This is a genomic window from Pseudomonas sp. NPDC089392 (assembly GCF_044749595.1).
In the GTDB taxonomy this organism is placed as follows: domain Bacteria; phylum Pseudomonadota; class Gammaproteobacteria; order Pseudomonadales; family Pseudomonadaceae; genus Aquipseudomonas.
This window is the reverse complement of sequence record NZ_JBIVIF010000010.1, coordinates 57114-71883: the sequence shown is the minus strand read 5'-3', so window position 1 is coordinate 71883 and position 14770 is coordinate 57114. Positions and strand designations below refer to the sequence as shown.

Here is a 14770-nt window from a genome sequence, read left to right as displayed (position 1 = left end):
CGTACGCCGGCCGTTGTAGGAGCGGGTTCACCCGCGAAGAGGCCGGAACAGGTATACGCCGGCCGTTGTAGGAGCGGGTTCACCCGCGAAGAGGCCGGAACAGGTATACGCCGGCCGTTGTAGGAGCGGGTTCACCCGCGAAGAGGCCGGAACAGGTATACGCCGGCCGTTGTAGGAGCGGGTTAACCCGCGAATAGGCCGGAACTGCCGTAAGCAAATTCTTCAAGCATGGCCGGGAGCAGCACAGCATCGGCATGGTCTATTAAACTTGCCTGTTGTAACAATCAAGCGGCGAAAGGAGACGCTATGATTTTCCCCGACCTGCGCGGCCTGCCCCTGCACCGCGTGCTGGTACGCACCGTCAAGGAATTCCTCGACGACGAAATGTCGACCTATGCTTCCGCACTGGCCTACCAGATGCTGTTTTCGCTGTTCCCGTTCCTGCTGTTCCTGATTGCCCTGATCGGTTTCTTGCACCTGCCAGACTTCTTCTCCTGGCTACGTCTGCAATCGGAACTGGTACTGCCGCCGCAAGCGCTGGAGCAGGTGAACCCGGTAATCGACCAGTTGCAGCAGTCCAAGGGCGGGTTGCTGTCGGTGGGTATCGTGATTGCCCTGTGGACGGCATCGGCCGGTGTGCGCCTGATGATGAGCGCCATGAACGCCGCCTACGACGTGCCCGAGGGGCGCCCGGTATGGAAGCGCATTCCACTGTCGATCATCTACACCGTCGGCATCGCCGGCATGTTGCTGGTGGCCGCAGCGCTGATGGTGCTGGGGCCGCAGGTGATGGAATGGATTGCCGCCCAGGTGGGCATGCAAGAGGTGATCGTCACGGTGTGGACCATTCTGCGCTGGCCGGCAATCATCATCCTCATGATGGTGGCGGTGGCGCTGATCTACTACGTGATGCCCGATGTGAAACAGCAGTTTCGCTTCATCACCCCAGGTTCGGTGCTGGCGGTGGTGGTGTGGATCCTGGCGTCGTTGGGCTTTGCCTACTACGTGAAAACCTTTGCCGACTACAACGCCATGTACGGCAGTATCGGTGCAATCATCGTGTTATTGCTGTATTTCTATATTTCCGCTGCCGTGTTGCTGTTGGGCGCGGAAATGAACGCAGTGATCGAGCACATGTCCAGCGAGGGCAAGAACCCTGGCGAAAAGGATTTCGAGGGGCACAAGCCTGGCGAGACCATTACCGTGCTGGGCCATGAGCACCCGATTGCGAGCGAGCCCGAACCTGAAGAGCCGAACCCCAGATGATCCGTGACATTCTCAAGATGGGCGATGAACGCCTGCTGCGCATCGCCCCGCCAGTGCCCGAACACATGTTTGGCAGTGCCGAACTGCAGCAACTGATCGACGACATGTTCGAAACCATGCACCACGTGGGCGGCGTGGGCCTGGCTGCACCGCAAATCGGCATCGACCTGCAGCTGGTGATCTTTGGTTTCGAGCGCAGCGAGCGTTACCCGGATGCCGAGGCGGTGCCGCAGACCATCCTGCTGAACCCGGTGATCACGCCAACCTCCACCGAGGTCGAGGACGGCTGGGAAGGTTGCCTGTCGGTGCCCGGCCTGCGTGGCGTGGTACCGCGCTTCAAACACATCTGCTACGAAGGCCTCGACCCCCAGGGCAAGCCGATCAACCGCTTCGCCGACGGCTTCCACGCGCGGGTGGTGCAGCACGAGTGCGACCACCTGATCGGCCGGCTGTACCCCTCGCGCATCCAGGACTTTGCCAAGTTCGGCTACACCGAGGTGCTGTTCCCCGGGCTCGACGTCAGCGACGACTGACTCCGTTGCAGCGCCACCAGGCGTTTGCTGCGCTGGTAGCGCTGCAGGCGCCCAGCCAGGGCTTCTGGCAGCTGCTGGGCCAAGTCGAACCCCAGCTGCTGGTAGAAGGGCAGCAGGTCCGGGTGGCAGAACAGCCAGGTAGGCCCGTCAACCTGTGCCAGTGCTGCTTCGACCAACCGCGCGGCCACCCCCTGGCTGCGCCGCTGCGGGTCGATGAACAGGCCGGTCAGCCAGAATCCCTCGCCCACCGTACTCAGGCTCAGGCCGGCAATGATGCCCGGGCTCCGCGCCACCCATAGCTCGGCATCGCCCGCAGCACGCATGCGCGAGCCGTGCTGGCGGTAAAAGTGGTCCAGCAGCCGGCGTTCTGTGTCCGAAAGTTTCGAACAGGACAAAATTTCAGAAATGGCGAGTCCTACCTTTAAAAGTGGCCAGGGGCTCTGGCCCGCTGATTTGCAGCCGTTTTGTCGCAGATTGTTGCAAAACCGGCAAGGGTGAATATCCGACTCCGGGGTTCAACTATTCCAGGCCGGGAGTAGACTTTTACATATCCCCCCTGGCAGTACGAAGCGGGATCGGTACTTCGTGCCATCTTCACCGTAGATGGCAACTTCTCCGCGCCGCTTGCGGCAATAGAAGTCAATCGATCAGCTTGAATGCTCAAAAGGCAAACCCACATGAAACCATTACTGATTCTTGCATTGGTCGGTATGTCCTCGTTCGCCCTTGCCGATGAGGCCAAACCTGTCTCCAGCGAGCCTGTGGCCCAGCAGTACGACTACTCCATGAACCTGGACATCAAGCGGGTGATCAACCTGTCGACCATCCCCAATGTCTGCGAAGTGGTACCTGCGACCATGACCTACGAAGACCACCAGGGCCAGGTGCACACCATTCAGTACCGTGCCATGGGGGAAGGTTGCCAGCAGGGTTGATCAGAGCGCTGTCTGGTAGTGATGGCCCCCGTCGTTGTCTTGCTGCGAGGGGCCATCAACCGTATCCCGATGTAAGCCGTGTAAAATCCTGAACGAATATCGAGGAAAAAGTGCTATCTTTATTTGATAGCATTTTTCGATGAATACTCGATACCGCAAAATTCTTGATGCAGTTTTCCGATCGCCGACCACGGCGTCGTTGGCTTTCTCCGAGATCGAGGCATTGATACTCCATCTGGGTGGCCAGGTGCTCGAGCGCCAAGGTTCGAGAGTCAAGATGATGCTTGGTGGCCAATGCTGGAGGTGCCACCGGCCTCATCCAGGTAAAGAAGCCAAGCGGTATCAGATTGAAGAAGCCCGTGAATTTCTCTTGCGGGCAGGAGTCAGGACATGAGTTGCATGCGCTACAAAGGCTACGCCGCCCGTATCGAGTACGACGCGCGTGACGATATCTTCGTCGGCCGTGTGCTCGGTATGCGTGACATCATCAGTTTTCACGCAAGCTCGGTGCCCGAGCTGCATGATGCATTTCGCGATGCGCTGGAAGACTACCTGGCCGATTGTGCAGAACAGGGCATCGTCCCGGAAAAGCCGGCCTCGGGCAAAGTGATGCTGCGTATCCGGCCTGAAGTTCATGCCGCTGCCAGTGTCGCTGCCCGTGCTGCCGGCAAAAGCCTCAACCAGTGGGCCGACGAGGTCTTTGAACAGGCCGCAATGGCCTGATCCAGCCTGCTTCCCGGCTGCGCCTCAGCAATTTTCTGCCATCACTAGAGCAGAATAATTTCCAACGCCTGTCGATTCTCCCGATTCCCAGTCGACCATAGGTGAAGGCACGCTCCACAGCGTGTCAAAACCCTATGACCTGTCGGAGGAACCCCCGATGAGCACCGCAGCCGAAACCGAGATCCGCCAACTGATCGAGCGCTGGATGCAGGCCGTGCGCGATCGCGACATCCCCAACATCATCGCCCCCTATGCCGACGACATCGTTGCCTTCGATGCCATCCAGTCCCTGCAATTCAAAGGCAAGGCCGTGTACACGGCGCACTGGGAAATGTGCATGAACATGTGCCCCGGCGCCATGGTCTTCGAACTTGCCGAACTTACCGTGCATGCCGCCGGCGACCTGGCCCTGGCCCACTGGCTTAACCGCTGCGGCCCGGCAGACGACGCCAGCCAGTGCGGCTTCATGCGTGCCACCGTGGGCTATCGTCGCCAAGGTGGGCAGTGGCAGGTAATCCATGAACACTGGTCGGCGCCATTCGACATGGAAACGCAAAAAGCCCTGTTCGATCTCAAGCCCTGAGCCGTTATCGCCAAACGCACTTTGCCAATGCCCTGGAGGCGACCATGAAATACCTGTGCCTGGTCTATTGTGACGAAGGGCTGCTGCACAGCCTGCCCGACAGCCCGGAAGACGCCGAGTGCATGGCCTACGCCGAAGCCATCCACGGCTCGGGGCGAATGCTGGCGGCCGAGGCGTTGAAGCCGGTGCAGACGGCCACCACGGTGCGCATGCGCAACGGGCACATGAGCCTGACCGACGGCCCGTTCGCCGAAACCAAGGAGCAGTTGGCCGGTTTTTACCTGGTAGAGGCCCGCGACTTGAACGAAGCACTGAACATCGCCAAGGGCATCCCCGCCGCACGCGTCGGCAGTGTCGAGGTGCGACCGGTACGCGAACTGCAACCCTGACAGCCACGGAGAACCACCAGCATGAGCCTTGCACAACCTGCGCAAGCGCAACACGAGTTGTCCATCAGCCGCCTGATCGACGCGCCGCCGGCCAAGGTGTTCCGCGCCTGGACCGAGCCCCAGTGGCTGATGCAGTGGTGGGGGCCGCACGGCATGACCACCCCGGAGTGCGAGATGCAGTTGTGGACCGGTGGCTTGTTCCGCACCGTGATGCGGGCGCCGGATGGCAGCGAGTACCCGAACCAGGGCGTGTTCCTGGAAATTGCCGCGCCGCGCCGGCTGGTGTTCACCGACGCCTTCGGCCCCGGTTGGGTGCCGTCGAACAAGGCTTTCATGACCGCCGTGATCAGCTTTGACGAAGAGCAAGGCAAAACCCGCTACACCGCCCGTGCCTGGCATTGGAATGCCGCTGATTGCCGGGCCCATGAGGAAATGGGCTTCCACCAGGGCTGGGGAGAAAGCCTGGACCGCCTGGTGGAGGTGGTCACCCAGCGGATGCCTGACTGATGGCGGCACTGGCGCAGGTACGCGCTGCAGTCGAGGCGGTGTACCGGGGGGAATCGCGGCGCATACTGGCGACGCTGATTCGCCTGCTGGGTGATTTCGACCTGGCCGAGGAGGCCATGCACGATGCCTTCTTCATCGCCGTCGAGCGCTGGCAGCGCGACGGCATCCCCGACAACCCGCGGGCATGGCTGGTTTCCACCGGGCGCTTCAAGGCCATTGATGCGCTGCGCCGGCGCGCCCGCTTCGACCGCTCCCAGGCCGACCTGAGCATGCTGCTCGACGGCCAGGCGCAAGACCCCAGTGAAGAAGAACTGCTGGCGGATGACCGCCTGCGGCTGATCTTCACCTGTTGCCACCCTGCACTGGCGGCTGATGCCCAGGTACCGCTGACCTTGCGCGAAGTCTGCGACCTGACCACCGAGCAGATTGCCCGCGCCTTCCTGCAAAGCCCGGCGACGATCGCCCAGCGCATCGTCCGCGCCAAGGCCAAGATCCGCGATGCCGGCATCCCTTACCAGGTGCCGGAACTGAACGAGCTGCCCGAGCGCCTGGAGAGCGTTTTGCGGGTGATCTACCTGGTGTTCAACGAGGGGTATTCGGCGTCGTCGGGCGAGGCGCTGCTGCAACAGGAGCTGAGCGATGAAGCCATTCGCCTGGCACGGTTACTGGTGCAGTTGTTGCCCGACCCAGAGGCGGTCGGCCTGCTGGCCTTGATGCTGCTGCAGGCGTCCCGGCAGCGGGCACGTGCCGATGCCCAGGGTAACCTGGTGCTGCTAGAGCAGCAGGACCGTAGCCTGTGGGACCGGCAGCGCATTGCCGAAGGCTGCGAGCTGGTGCGCCAGGCCCTGCAGAGCAGGGGCTTCGGTGCCTATAGCCTGCAGGCGGCGATTGCTGCAGTGCATGCCGAAGCTGCAACGGCTGAAGAAACGGATTGGGCTGAAATCGTCGGGCTGTATGACGTGTTGCAGCGGCATTGGCCGTCGGTCGTGGTAGAGCTGAACCGGGCTGTGGCGTTGGCCAAGCGGGCCGGGCCGGCGGTTGGCTTGCGGGTTGTCGAAGGGATTCTGTCGCGGGGGGAGTTGCTGGACTATCACCTGGCGCATGCGGCGCGGGGCGAGTTGCATTACCAGTTGGGGCAGATAGAAGAGGCGCGTGCGGCGTGGCGGCAGGCGCTGGCGCTGACCCGGCAGGAGCCCGAGCGTAGGCATATCGAGCGGCGGTTACAGAGTATTGAATGATATTCGCTGGGCCGGCCTCTTCGCGGGTGAACCCGCTCCCACAGGGATTGCACAGAATTCGAGGCGGTGGAGATCCTATGGGAGCGGGTGAGCCCGCTCCCATTGGGATTGCACAGAATTCGAGGCGGTGGAGATCCTGTGGGAGCGGGTTTACCCGCGAAGAGGCCGGTACTGTTTACATCACTCTTCAGCTAGCCACAAAGTTCGGCGGCGATACCAGCTCGACAGTCTGCTGCTTGCGTGGCGCGAGGATCTCGGCCTCGCCCTCGACCACCAGCTCTTCATTCTGGTTGTACACATTGGTAGCGATGCGCACCTTGAACTTGGGCAGCTTCTCGAGGATTTCCAGGCGCACAGTCAGGGTATCGCCAATTTTCACCGGTTTCTGGAAGCTCATTTTCTGGCCCAGGTAGATGGTGCCCGGGCCAGGCAGGGTGCAGGCCACCGCGGCACTGATCAGCGCGCCACTGAACATGCCGTGGGCAATACGCTCGCGGAATATGGTACCGGCCGCGAACTCGGCGTCCAGGTGCACCGGGTTGTGGTCACCGGACATCGCGGCAAACAGCTGGATGTCGCGTTCTTCGACGGACTTCTTGTATTCCGCCTTCTGACCTACTTCGAGGGCTTCGTAAGGCGTGTTGGTGACCTGGGACATCGGGGCTTCCTTAAGCGGTAGGCGAGGGCGGCTATCATTCACTGCGCACAGGGCGGCCAAGGGCCAGTGCCTGTTCGAGCCAGCCGAGAATATCGGCGGTGACCTCGTCACGGTTGGTTTCGTTGAGTACTTCATGCCGCGCTTCAGGATAGACGCGCAGTTGTACATGTCGATTGCCGGTCGCGCGCAGGGCGTCGGCCAGATGGGTGAGACGCTTGCCGGCACTGACCGGATCACATTCCCCACCGAGCACCAGCATCGGCAGGTTCGGATCGATCTGCGCGAGGTTACTCGCCTGGCTGATCTGCGCCAAGCCTTGCAGCAGGTCGAGCCACAACTGGTTGCTGCAGCGAAAGCCGCACAGTGGGTCGTTGACGTACAGGTCGACCTCGGCCGGGTCGCGGCTTAGCCAGTCGAATGCCGTGCGGTTGGGCTTGAAGGCCTTGTTGAACGAGCCGAACGACAACCACTCGATCAGCGCGCTCTTGCCCAGCGGCCCCTGGCGCCAGGCTTCCAGCCGGGCAATCAGCCGTGCCACGCGGTACAACGCCGCCGGCTGGTAGTTGGAGCCGCTGAGTACCGCCCCGTGCAGGCTGGCGCTGTGGTGCAGCAGGTAGGCCTGGGCGATGTAGCTGCCCATGCTGTGGCCGAACAGGAACAGCGGCGTGCAGGGGTACTGCTGGCCGATGTGCTGGGCCAGCAGCCCGAGGTCGTTGACCACGGCATTCCAGCCATGATGGCGGGCGAACAGGCCGAGGCTGCCCAGTTCGGCGGTACGCCCATGCCCGCGCTGGTCGGCCGCGAACAGGGCAAAGCCAGCCTCGCTCAGGGCATGGCCCAGGCGCTGGTAGCGCCCGGCATGTTCGGCCATGCCATGGGCCAGCAGCACCGCGGCTTTTACCGGTTTGGCAGGCAGCCATTGGTGCACATACAGGCTGCAGTGCTCGCTGGCGGGCAGCCAGAAGGCGTCGTGGGGCATGGCGGGTCCTTGTGCGCACAGGTACCCGGACAGTGTATGCACAACCGGCCAGATTGCAGGAAGGGCACAAATAAGATTCACAATGTTAATGGCGGCACTTGGCGTATATGCCACCTCGGGCTTACCTGCTAACGTCGGATCAACGCCTTTTTGCCGGTAGGCAATCAGGTAAAGGACTAAAGGACGCAGTGCAGGTCCAGGCAGAGGAACAATAATAAATGCAAGCCGACTTCTGGAATGACAAGCGCCCGGCGGGCGTGCCTTCCACCATCGACATCAATGCCTACGCCTCGGTTGTCGAGGTGTTCGAGCGCTCCTGCAAGCGCTTTGCCGACCGCCCGGCGTTCAGCAACCTGGGCGTGACCCTGACCTACGCGGAGCTGGAGCGCCACTCGGCGGCCTTCGCCGCCTGGTTGCAGCAGCACACCGACCTCAAGCCGGGCGACCGCATCGCGGTGCAGATGCCCAACGTGCTGCAGTACCCAATCGCTGTGTTCGGTGCCATGCGCGCGGGCCTGATCGTGGTCAACACCAACCCGCTGTACACCGAGCGCGAGATGCGCCACCAGTTCAAGGACAGCGGCGCGCGTGCGCTGGTGTACCTGAACATGTTCGGCAAGCGCGTGCAGGAGGTACTGCCCGACACCGGCATCGAGTACCTGATCGAGGCGAAGATGGGCGACCTGCTGCCCACCGCCAAGGGCTGGCTGGTCAACACCGTGGTCGACAAGCTGAAGAAAATGGTGCCGGCCTACCAGCTGCCCCAGGCGGTGCCGTTCAAGCAGGTGCTGCGCCAGGGCCGCGAGCTGTCGCCCAAGCCGGTGCCGCTGAGCCTGGACGACATCGCCGTGCTGCAATACACCGGCGGCACCACCGGCCTGGCCAAGGGCGCCATGCTCACCCACGGCAACCTGGTGGCCAACATGCTGCAGGTACTGGCCTGCTTCTCGCAGCACGGTCCGGACGGGCAGAAGCTGCTCAAGGACGGCCAGGAGGTGATGATCGCCCCGCTGCCGCTGTACCACATCTATGCCTTTACCGCGAATTGCATGTGCATGATGGTTACCGGCAACCATAACGTACTGATCACCAACCCACGGGACATTGCCGGCTTCATCAAGGAGCTGGGCAAGTGGCGTTTCTCTGCCTTGCTGGGGCTCAATACCCTGTTTGTCGCGCTGATGGACCACCCGGGCTTCCGCCAGCTGGACTTCTCGGCGCTGAAGGTGACCAACTCCGGCGGCACGGCGCTGGTCAAGGCCACCGCCGACCGCTGGGAAGACCTGACCGGTTGCCGCATCGTTGAAGGCTACGGCCTGACCGAAACCTCGCCGGTGGCCAGCACCAACCCTTATGGCCAGCTGGCGCGCCTGGGCACGGTGGGCATCCCGGTGGCAGGCACTGCGTTCAAGGTAATCGACGATGACGGCAATGAAATGCCGCTGGGCGAGCGGGGCGAGCTGTGCATCAAGGGCCCGCAGGTGATGAAGGGCTACTGGCAGCAGCCCGAGGCCACCGCCCAGGCTCTGGATGCGGACGGCTGGTTCAAGACCGGCGACATCGCGGTGATCGACCCGGACGGCTTCACCCGCATCGTCGACCGCAAGAAGGACATGATCATCGTCTCGGGCTTCAACGTGTACCCCAACGAGATCGAGGACGTGGTAATGGGCCACCCCAAGGTCGCCAACTGCGCGGCCATCGGCGTACCGGACGAGCGCTCTGGCGAGGCGGTGAAGCTGTTCGTGGTGCCGCGTGAAGGCGGGTTGAGCGTGGATGAACTGAAGGCCTACTGCAAGGCCAACTTCACCGGCTACAAGGTGCCCAAGCACATCGTGCTGCGCGAGTCGCTGCCGATGACGCCGGTGGGCAAGATTCTGCGGCGGGAGTTGCGTGATATAGCTTGAGTTAGGTGTTGGCTTTTTCGCGGGTAAACCCGCTCCTACACCGTCCTGTGTAGGAGCGGGTTTACCCGCGAATGCCTTCAAACCGCTCTAACAGGCTGAATACAGCCTGATCTGCGACATTTTGGATAATTACTCTAAAAATGACCTGTATTGTTCATTGAGTCATTTTTGTGACCATAAGGCCTGTTTTGGCCTCTAGGCGACCCCAGGCAAAGCTGTTACTCTCGGCCCGCTTTCAGATGATACGGTTTGCAACGAGCCGTCATCTCATATCAATAATAAGCGCATCGACGCGTGAATCGAACTTCGCTGTTGCTGAAGGAGTGGGCTTCCATGATTGAAAATTTTTGGAAGGATAAGTACCCAGCCGGGATTACGGCGGAAATCAATCCTGACGAATTCCCCAATATCCAGGCGGTACTCAAGCAATCCTGCCAACGCTTTGCCGACAAACCGGCCTTTAGCAACCTGGGCAAGACTATCACTTATGGCGAGTTGTATGCGCTGTCGGGGGCGTTTGCCGCCTGGTTGCAGCAGCATACCGACCTCAAGCCGGGTGACCGCATTGCCGTGCAGCTGCCCAATGTCCTGCAATACCCGGTCGCGGTATTCGGTGCCATGCGTGCCGGGCTGATCGTGGTCAACACCAACCCGCTGTACACCGCGCGGGAGATGGAACACCAGTTCAACGACTCCGGCGCCAAGGCCCTGGTGTGCCTGGCCAACATGGCCCACCTGGCCGAGAAGGTGGTGCCCAAGACCCAGGTCAAGCACGTTATCGTCACCGAAGTGGCCGACCTGCTGCCGCCGCTCAAGCGCTTGCTGATCAACAGCGTGATCAAGTACGTGAAGAAGATGGTGCCGGCCTACAACCTGCCGCGTGCCGTACGCTTCAACGACGCGCTGGCGCTGGGCAAGGGCCAGCCGGTGACCGAGGCCAACCCGCAGGCCAACGACGTGGCGGTGCTGCAGTACACCGGCGGTACCACGGGCGTGGCCAAGGGCGCGATGCTGACCCATCGCAACCTGGTGGCCAACATGCTGCAGTGCCGGGCGCTGATGGGCTCGAACCTGCACGAAGGCTGCGAAATCCTCATCACCCCGCTGCCGCTGTACCACATCTACGCCTTTACCTTCCATTGCATGGCCATGATGCTGATTGGCAACCACAACGTGCTGATCAGCAACCCGCGTGACCTGCCGGCCATGGTCAAGGAACTGGGCAAGTGGAAGTTCAGCGGCTTTGTCGGCCTCAACACCCTGTTCGTTGCCCTGTGCAACAACGAGGCCTTCCGTGCGCTGGACTTCTCGGCGCTGAAGATCACCCTGTCTGGCGGCATGGCCCTGCAACTGAGCGTGGCCGAGCGCTGGAAGGCCGTGACCGGTTGCGCCATCTGCGAAGGCTACGGCATGACCGAGACCAGCCCGGTGGCGGCGGTGAACCCGGCCGAGGCCAACCAGGTTGGCACCATCGGTATTCCGGTGCCATCGACCCTGTGCAAGGTTATCGACGACGCTGGCAACGAGCTGCCGCTGGGCGAAGTGGGCGAGTTGTGCGTCAAGGGCCCGCAGGTAATGAAGGGCTACTGGCAGCGCGAAGACGCCACTGCCGAGATCCTCGACAGCCAAGGCTGGCTGAAGACCGGTGACATCGCCTTGATCCAGCCTGACGGCTACATGCGTATCGTCGACCGCAAGAAGGACATGATCCTGGTCTCCGGTTTCAACGTGTACCCCAACGAGCTGGAAGACGTGCTGGCGGCCCTGCCGGGCGTATTGCAGTGTGCAGCCATTGGTGTGCCGGACGAGAAGTCGGGCGAAGTGATCAAGGTGTTCATCGTGGTCAAGCCGGGCATGACCGTGACCAAGGAGCAGGTGATGGAGCACATGCGTGCCAATGTCACCGGCTACAAGGTGCCGCGCCAGATCGAGTTCCGCGACTCGCTGCCGACCACCAACGTGGGCAAGATCCTGCGCCGCGAGCTGCGTGATGAAGAGCTGAAGAAGCAGGGCTTGAAGAAGATCGCCTAACCCCTGGTTTGCGCGGTCCCTGTAGGAGCGGCCTTGTGTCGCGATCGGGCCGCGAAGCGGCCCCAGAAATTTCAGCATCACGGCTGAGAACCTGGGGCCGCTTCGCGGCCCGATCGCGACACAAGGCCGCTCCTACAAAGGTTGCGTAGTCTGGATTCAGCGCAGTTTCTCAAGCATCTGGTAATACCACATCCCCGCCGCCAGCAGCGGGTTCCCCAGCAAATCCCCCATCGGCACCCGCACATGCTTGCACTGGGCGAAGGTGTCGAACTTCTCCAGCGTCCCGGTCAACGCTTCGGCCATGATCTCGCCCATGATGTGGCTGGTGGCAATGCCGTGCCCCGAGTAACCCTGGCAATACCACACGTTATCCGACAGCTTGCCCAGTTGCGGGATGCGGTTGACCACGATGCCCATGGCACAGCTCCACTGGAACTCGATTGGCACGCCCTTCAATGCCGGGAAAGTGCGTTCGATGCACGGGCGCAGTTCGCCTTCGATATCCCGTGAGTCACGGCCGGAGTAGTTGGCGCCACCGCCGAACAGCAGGCGTTTGTCGGCGGTCAGGCGGTAGTAGTCGAGCACGAAGCGGCAGTCATACACCGCCAGGTCTTGCGGGTTGATCTGCTCGGCCAGTTCGCCCAGCGGTGCAGTGGTGACGATGCCGCCCATGGCCGGGAAGATCTTGCCCTTGAGCTGGCGTTTTTCCAGTTTGTGATACACATCGCCGGCCAGCATCACCTGGCGTGCTTCGACCCGGCCGTGGGCGGTGACTACCGCCGGGCGCGGGCCGTGGACGATGTCCAGTACCTCGGAATTCTCGAAAATCAGTGCACCCAGGCTATGCGCGGCACGGGCTTCGCCCAGGCACAGGTTGAGCGGGTGCAGGTGCAGGTTGCGCAGGTTCTTCAGCGCACCTTGGTACAGCGGGCTTTGCAGGTGCTCGGCCACCCCCGCGCGGTCGAGCAGTTGCACCTGCTCGCCCATGCCGCGGCGTCGTGCTTCGGCCTCGAAGGCGCGCAGCTCTTGCATATGCGAGGGCTTCATCGCCGCATGCAGGTGGCCGCGCTTGAGGTCGCAGTCGATGCCATAGCGCGCCACGCGCTGCTCGATCACCTGGTGGCCGCGCCAGCGCAAGTGCCAGATGAAATCGTCCACTTCGGCGCCCAGGCGATTGCGCATTTGCGTGCGCATGGCTTCATCGCCCGACAGGCTGCCGGTGACCTGGCCGCCATTACGCCCGCTGGCGCCCCAGCCGATGCGGTTGGTTTCGACGATGGCGACCTTCAGGCCGCGCTCGGCCAGTTCGACTGCGGTGGCCACGCCGGTGAAGCCGCCGCCGATGATGGCCACATCCACCTGTACCGTGCCCTTGAGCTGCGGGTATTCGGTGTGGTCGTTGAGGCTGGCGCTGTAGTAGGACGGCGCGCGCTGCGCCGGGCCTTTGTTCAATGCTGCGTTCATGGGTGTTCCTTGTTTTGTAGGGGCTCAGGCCTGGTGCAGGTACCAGCGCCAGTCCTGTTCGCTGACTTCGGCCATGAACTGGCGGTACTCAGCGCGCTTGACCTTCAGGTACACGCCGAGGAAGTCCTCGCCCAATGCCTCGCGGGCCCAATGCGAATGCTGCAGGGCGTCGAGGGCGGTCAGCCAGTCGGTGGGCAGGTGTTCGGTGGCCTGGGCGTAGCCGTTGCCTTCCACGGGTGCGCCCGGGTCAAGCTGTTCGCGGATGCCGCGATGGCTGGCGGCAAGGATCGCTGCGGCGGCGAGGTACGGGTTGGCGTCGGCGCCGCAGATACGGTGCTCGACATGCCGGCTGTTGGCCGGGCCGCCCGGCACGCGCAGGCTCACCGTGCGGTTGTCCACGCCCCAGGTGGGCGCCAGCGGTGCATAGCTGTTGGCCTGGAAGCGGCGGAACGAGTTGGCGTTGGGGCAGAACAGCAACAGCGAGTCACGCAGGTGGCGCAGCATGCCGGCCACCGCCTGGCGTAGCAGCGGGGTGCCGGCTTTGTCTTCACTGGCGAACAGGTTGTTGCCGGCACTGTCGGCCAGGCTCAGGTGCATGTGCATGCCGGTGCCAGCCAGCTGTGCGAACGGCTTGGCCATGAAGCAGGCCTGCATGCCGTGGGCATGGGCCACACCTTTGACCAGGCGCTTGTAGCGCACCGCCTGGTCCATCGCTTGCAGGGCGTCGCCGTGCTCCAGGGTGATTTCCACCTGGCCTGGGGCGTACTCCGAAATCGCCGTGCGCGCCGGGATGCCTTGGGCCTTGCAGGCGGCATACAGGTCGGCGAGGAATGGCTCGATCTGCTCCAGCTCGCGCAGGCCATAGACCTGGGTGCTGCGTGGGCGGCCGCCGTCATTGTCCAGTGCCGGCTGTGGGCGGCCTTGGGCATCACGCTGTTGGTCCAGCAGGTAGAACTCCAGCTCGCAGGCCATCACCGGGTGGTAGCCGTCGGCCTTCAGCGCGTCGATGGTACGCAGCAGCACATGGCGTGGGTCGGCGATGCTGGCCGGCAGGCCCTCGCTCGGGTGCATGCTCACCTGCACGGCGGCGGTCGGCACCCGGCGCCAGGGCAGGCGCACCAGGCTGCCTTCTAGTGGGTAGGCGCGGCAGTCGATGTCGCCCACGTCCCACACCAGGCCGGAGTTTTCCACGTCGTCGCCGTTCAGGGTAAGGCCAAGGATGGTGCTGGGCAGCGGCCGGCCGGTCTGGTACACGGCCAGCAGTTCGTCGCGGTGCAGCAGCTTGCCGCGGGGTACGCCGTTGGCGTCGAGGATGAACAGTTCGAACAGCTCGATATCGTGGTTGTCGGCCAGGAAACGGCTGGCCTGCTCTACAGGGGCAAAGTGCATGATGGATTCGCTCACGGGCGCACAGGGCCACCGCGCAGGGAGGCGGCCCAGTTGAGTCAAACGGCCAGACGGCGGCCGGGTTTGGTCAAAATGGCGTGAGTGAAGTGTCCGGTGGGCGCGCGTGGCGGCAGTGCCACAAGGCCCAGAAGGCGAGGATGATGTGCACCA

General features: G+C 62.7%; 16 protein-coding genes. 11 read left to right on the top strand and 5 right to left on the bottom strand.

Translation table 11 applies throughout. The features are described 5' to 3' along the window. Positions 1 to 306 precede the first annotated feature (306 nt). Positions 307 to 1266, top strand: a complete 960-nt coding sequence (locus ACIP1G_RS11980; RefSeq protein ID WP_400736937.1) for a YihY/virulence factor BrkB family protein — start codon at positions 307 to 309, stop codon at positions 1264 to 1266. Beyond that, on the top strand, positions 1263 to 1799 hold the full coding sequence (gene def, locus ACIP1G_RS11975; RefSeq protein WP_400736934.1) for a peptide deformylase: 537 nt from the start codon (positions 1263 to 1265) through the stop codon (positions 1797 to 1799). Before ACIP1G_RS11980 ends, def begins: the two co-directional genes overlap by 4 nt. On the opposite strand, the gene ACIP1G_RS11970 is transcribed toward def, so the two are convergent. Next, positions 1754 to 2158, bottom strand: a complete 405-nt coding sequence (locus ACIP1G_RS11970; protein WP_400737109.1) for a GNAT family N-acetyltransferase — start codon at positions 2156 to 2158, stop codon at positions 1754 to 1756. The genes def and ACIP1G_RS11970 overlap by 46 nt on opposite strands. 318 nt (positions 2159 to 2476) lie before the next feature. On the opposite strand from ACIP1G_RS11970, the gene ACIP1G_RS11965 reads away from it, so the two are divergent. The 7 genes from ACIP1G_RS11965 (at position 2477) to ACIP1G_RS11935 (ending at position 6174) form a co-directional block, all read left to right on the top strand. After that, complete coding sequence (locus tag ACIP1G_RS11965; protein WP_003254632.1) at positions 2477 to 2734, top strand: DUF2790 domain-containing protein; 258 nt, start codon at positions 2477 to 2479, stop codon at positions 2732 to 2734. Positions 2735 to 2873: 139 nt separating this feature from the next. Further along, positions 2874 to 3128 (top strand): type II toxin-antitoxin system HicA family toxin, encoded by a 255-nt coding sequence (locus ACIP1G_RS11960; protein ID WP_400736932.1) that lies wholly within the window; start codon positions 2874 to 2876, stop codon positions 3126 to 3128. Beyond that, positions 3125 to 3457 (top strand): type II toxin-antitoxin system HicB family antitoxin, encoded by a 333-nt coding sequence (locus ACIP1G_RS11955; RefSeq protein ID WP_400736930.1) that lies wholly within the window; start codon positions 3125 to 3127, stop codon positions 3455 to 3457. The genes ACIP1G_RS11960 and ACIP1G_RS11955 overlap by 4 nt, the downstream gene beginning before the upstream one ends. 157 nt (positions 3458 to 3614) lie before the next feature. Beyond that, a complete protein-coding gene (locus ACIP1G_RS11950) occupies positions 3615 to 4040 on the top strand; it encodes a YybH family protein (RefSeq protein ID WP_400736927.1) in 426 nt (141 codons plus the stop codon). A gap of 44 nt (positions 4041 to 4084) precedes the next feature. Further along, entirely contained in the window at positions 4085 to 4429 is a 345-nt protein-coding gene (locus ACIP1G_RS11945; RefSeq protein ID WP_172233190.1) for a YciI family protein, read from the top strand. Positions 4430 to 4450: 21 nt separating this feature from the next. Then, complete coding sequence (locus ACIP1G_RS11940; protein ID WP_400736924.1) at positions 4451 to 4936, top strand: SRPBCC family protein; 486 nt, start codon at positions 4451 to 4453, stop codon at positions 4934 to 4936. Continuing rightward, on the top strand, positions 4936 to 6174 hold the full coding sequence (locus ACIP1G_RS11935; RefSeq protein ID WP_400736921.1) for an RNA polymerase sigma factor: 1239 nt from the start codon (positions 4936 to 4938) through the stop codon (positions 6172 to 6174). Before ACIP1G_RS11940 ends, ACIP1G_RS11935 begins: the two co-directional genes overlap by 1 nt. Positions 6175 to 6361: 187 nt before the next feature. On the opposite strand, the gene ACIP1G_RS11930 is transcribed toward ACIP1G_RS11935, so the two are convergent. Both ACIP1G_RS11930 and ACIP1G_RS11925 read right to left on the bottom strand, forming a co-directional pair. Continuing rightward, the gene (locus ACIP1G_RS11930) at positions 6362 to 6832 is read right to left on the bottom strand and encodes a MaoC family dehydratase (RefSeq protein ID WP_400736918.1); all 471 of its coding nucleotides are present in this window, start codon (positions 6830 to 6832) and stop codon (positions 6362 to 6364) included. A 34-nt stretch (positions 6833 to 6866) separates the two neighbouring features. Next, entirely contained in the window at positions 6867 to 7811 is a 945-nt protein-coding gene (locus ACIP1G_RS11925) for a lysophospholipase (RefSeq protein WP_400736915.1), read from the bottom strand. A gap of 218 nt (positions 7812 to 8029) precedes the next feature. Between ACIP1G_RS11925 and fadD2 the strand changes: the two genes are divergently transcribed. Together fadD2 and fadD1 are read left to right on the top strand one after the other, a co-directional pair. Next, on the top strand, positions 8030 to 9718 hold the full coding sequence (fadD2, locus tag ACIP1G_RS11920) for a long-chain-fatty-acid--CoA ligase FadD2 (RefSeq protein ID WP_400736912.1): 1689 nt from the start codon (positions 8030 to 8032) through the stop codon (positions 9716 to 9718). A gap of 333 nt (positions 9719 to 10051) precedes the next feature. Beyond that, complete coding sequence (gene fadD1 / locus ACIP1G_RS11915; protein ID WP_400736909.1) at positions 10052 to 11749, top strand: long-chain-fatty-acid--CoA ligase FadD1; 1698 nt, start codon at positions 10052 to 10054, stop codon at positions 11747 to 11749. A 156-nt stretch (positions 11750 to 11905) separates the two neighbouring features. Here fadD1 and ACIP1G_RS11910 read toward each other — a convergent pair whose 3' ends face one another. After that, a complete protein-coding gene (locus ACIP1G_RS11910; protein WP_400736906.1) occupies positions 11906 to 13213 on the bottom strand; it encodes an NAD(P)/FAD-dependent oxidoreductase in 1308 nt (435 codons plus the stop codon). Between the two features lie 24 nt (positions 13214 to 13237). Next, positions 13238 to 14602: a glutamine synthetase family protein gene (locus ACIP1G_RS11905; protein ID WP_400737106.1), complete on the bottom strand. Its 1365-nt coding sequence runs from the start codon at positions 14600 to 14602 to the stop codon at positions 13238 to 13240. Positions 14603 to 14770 lie beyond the last annotated feature (168 nt).